The following is a 3023-nucleotide window of genomic DNA, read 5'->3' on the forward strand; positions in this document are numbered from 1 at the left end:
AAAGCCCCTCACGCCAGAAGAACTGAACCGACAGCGGCTACAACGGCTGTTGGCCGAAGGGGCAGCAGCCCATGCTCGGCGACAGGCGCAGCAGGCCCAGGCAACACCTTCTCCCCAACCCCCTTCACCGGCGACGCCCACCGCGGCAGTTCCCAGCCTGAACTCCCTTCGGCTTTCCCAGCCCATGACTTCTCAGGCTGAGGCCCTGCAGGTGGAAGAGCAACCCTGGCTGCGCCCCACCAACACTGTGCAGTTGCCTGCTCCCACCTCGGCACCCAATGCCGAGAACCCGGCTACGGCTCAACTGCAAGGTGAAGCTGGTTCAGAGGCAAGGTTGCACCGGATCCCAGCTTCCCCCAAGACCATTCCTCCCCTGATCTCCCAAGCCGGTGGGAGCTTGGATTTGGGCGGTGTTGTGTTGGCAGAGGCCACCCCTGGGTCGGGGCTGACGGGATCCCCCATGGCCACTCAAAGGGGCAGGGAAGCCTTTGTCCCCACTGCGGGCTCACCCCTGGCTCCTCAACTGCTGGAGCAGTTCCCCCTTTTGCGGGATCTGGGCACCGGGGCAGATGCCGTCTCGGCGACAGGGAACGTTAGCCAGGGATCCCAAATCCGCCAGCAGCTCTCGGCCACCGCGCAGCGGCAAATCCCCCTCGACCCGGATCAAATCAACGTCAGCGGGGATGTCCTCAGCTACATCGCCGAACAGGATCTGGGCATTGCCGAGGGAAATGCTTCGATCCAACTGGCTGACGGCACCCGCATCACCGGCGACCGGCTGCTGTTTTATCGGCGGGAGCGACGCCTGCGCAGCGAGGGCCCTTTTCGCATGGAGCAGCCCCCTGGCCCCCAAGGGCGCGGGATCCGGCAAATCGAAGGGCGAAATTTGGATCTGGATATCCCCGGTCGCACCGCCCAATTTGAGAGCTCGCTGGTCATTCTGCCGGGGGAGGAGCCGGGCACCAAGGTTTTTGTGCGCAGCCAAGAGACCACCGCCATTTTGGGGGATCAGATCTTTTTCGAGAAAGCCACCGTCACCACCTCGCCAGAGCCACCCATCACCCACTACGTGCAAGGGGATCGGGTGGAGGTGTTTCCCGATGACCGGGTGATCGTCTACGACGCCCGCGTGTTTGCCGGCGGCGAACTCACAGAAGCAGGGGATCTGCGGGCAGGCCTGCAGATTGCCTATTTCCCCCTGTTCATCTACAGCCTGCGAGATCACCAATGGGTGCTGCCGGGGCGCAGCGAGACAGAGGGGGTGTTTGTCAAATCCAGTTGGGCCTACCGCTTCGACGAATACAACTTCGGCGGCCTGCGGCTGGATGCCATCCAGAAAAAAGGGGTGGGCATTGGTTTCTTGCATGACTACATCCTGCCCATCCCGGACAGTGTCAACTACGGGCGAGCCCAGTTTTACTTGGTGACCGAAGCCGACCAACAGCGCTTCTCCAGCCGTTTCCGCATCGACCACAACTTCGACTTTTACGCTGCCAACCTCTTTGGGCAGGAAGGCCAACTGCGGGGGCAGCTCAACCTCAACCTGGACAACACCTACCGTCCTGCCGGCGGACGCAACGACAACGCCGATCTCCGCCTCAACGCCACCTTTCAGGGGGATCTCTCCACCACCACCCTCAACATCAGCCGCACCGGATCCCAAGAGCGGGGCATCTACAGCTTCCCCCTCACCCTCAGCCACACTCAGCGCTACGGGGGCGTGCATTGGCTGCAATCGGATCTGCGCTTGGACTACAACCAGCGGGTGAGCGTCAAAGATGGCCCCGACTTTGCCGATGCGCGGTTGACGCTGGGCACTCAACTGACCCCACCCGGCTGGGGAGGTACCTATCGCCTGGCCTACCGCGCCTACAGCAGTTCCAATGGCGACAACGAGCCGCGTCGCAACTTCGAGCTGGCCTTTAACCCCGACCTCGTTCGCATCACGCCCGATATTGCTCTCAGCAGCGCCCTCACCCTAACTCAAGAGCAACAGCCGGATCAGGAGGTGGGGGCGGGCCTCCACTTTTTCAATCGCTACGAGCTGCGCTCCAGCCTTCAGTTCAACGATATTCAACCGGCTCCCTGGATCACCTTCATGCCGGGTTCTATCGATTACACCCAAGTCCTCTACTCCACTCCTGACCAGGAGTCTACTGTCAGCCTCAACCCTCGCCTCAGCCTCAGACCTGCCGACTGGAATACCATCGACCTGCGCTACAGCCGCACCTTCTACGGCAACAATTCTGTGCCCTTCCAAACCCTCTCTACCAGCCCCAGAGATGTGGATCGCATCAATGCCAACATCAGCTTCTTTACGCCCCGCGATCCCCTACCCGATGTGCCCCCAGGCTACATTGCCTTTGAAGATGACCTGCCCGGCGAGCTGCCGATAGCCCTGACCTTCCCCGACGATACCCCGGAGGATTTGGCAGCGATTGCCTCCCGCAACTTGCAGGAGCTGCAGGCAGAGGTGAGAAACTTGGTGCGCCTGGACACCAGCTTTGGCTACGACTTCGTTGCCCAGAAGTGGGACACCCTCAACGCCAACTTCACCTGGAACACCGCTCCCGATCTGTTCAACATTCAGTTGCAGACGGCCTACGACCTCAACGAAGGGCAGTTGCAACCGATCCGTCTGGAATATCGGGGGCGCAGCAGCACCACGTTTAACCGGGATCAACGCTCCGGCCTGGATGTGTATGAGCCGGGGATCAGCTATGCCCTGCAGGCGGTTTACGATCCCCGGTTGGGCCAGATCTCTACCTATGGCCTGGAGCTGGATGCCACTCTCGGCACGCAGTGGCAAAACCACTGGCGGCTGCGCCTGGGCCTGACGGAAGCAGGGATCCGCCGCGTGGAAGTCCGCCGCGACCTGCGGGATTTTGAGCTGCGCCTGGCCTACGATCCGGTAGCCGAGTCGCTGCGCCTGGAAGGGATTCTGGTGGCTTTCCCCAGTCGCCCGGTGGGCCTCACCCAAGAGCGGGGAGATTTTCAAGTAAACTACCCGACCCTGACTGCTT

The 3023-nt window shown here is 61.6% G+C and carries 1 protein-coding gene; it reads left to right on the forward strand.

Translation table 11 applies throughout. The features are described 5' to 3' along the window. Positions 1-3023 (forward strand): hypothetical protein (locus NW818_RS11160; protein WP_414424595.1); only part of this gene is annotated, 3023 nt, incomplete at both ends.

This window comes from Synechococcus sp. R6-5 (genome assembly GCF_047461775.1).
Taxonomy (GTDB): domain Bacteria; phylum Cyanobacteriota; class Cyanobacteriia; order Thermostichales; family Thermostichaceae; genus Thermostichus.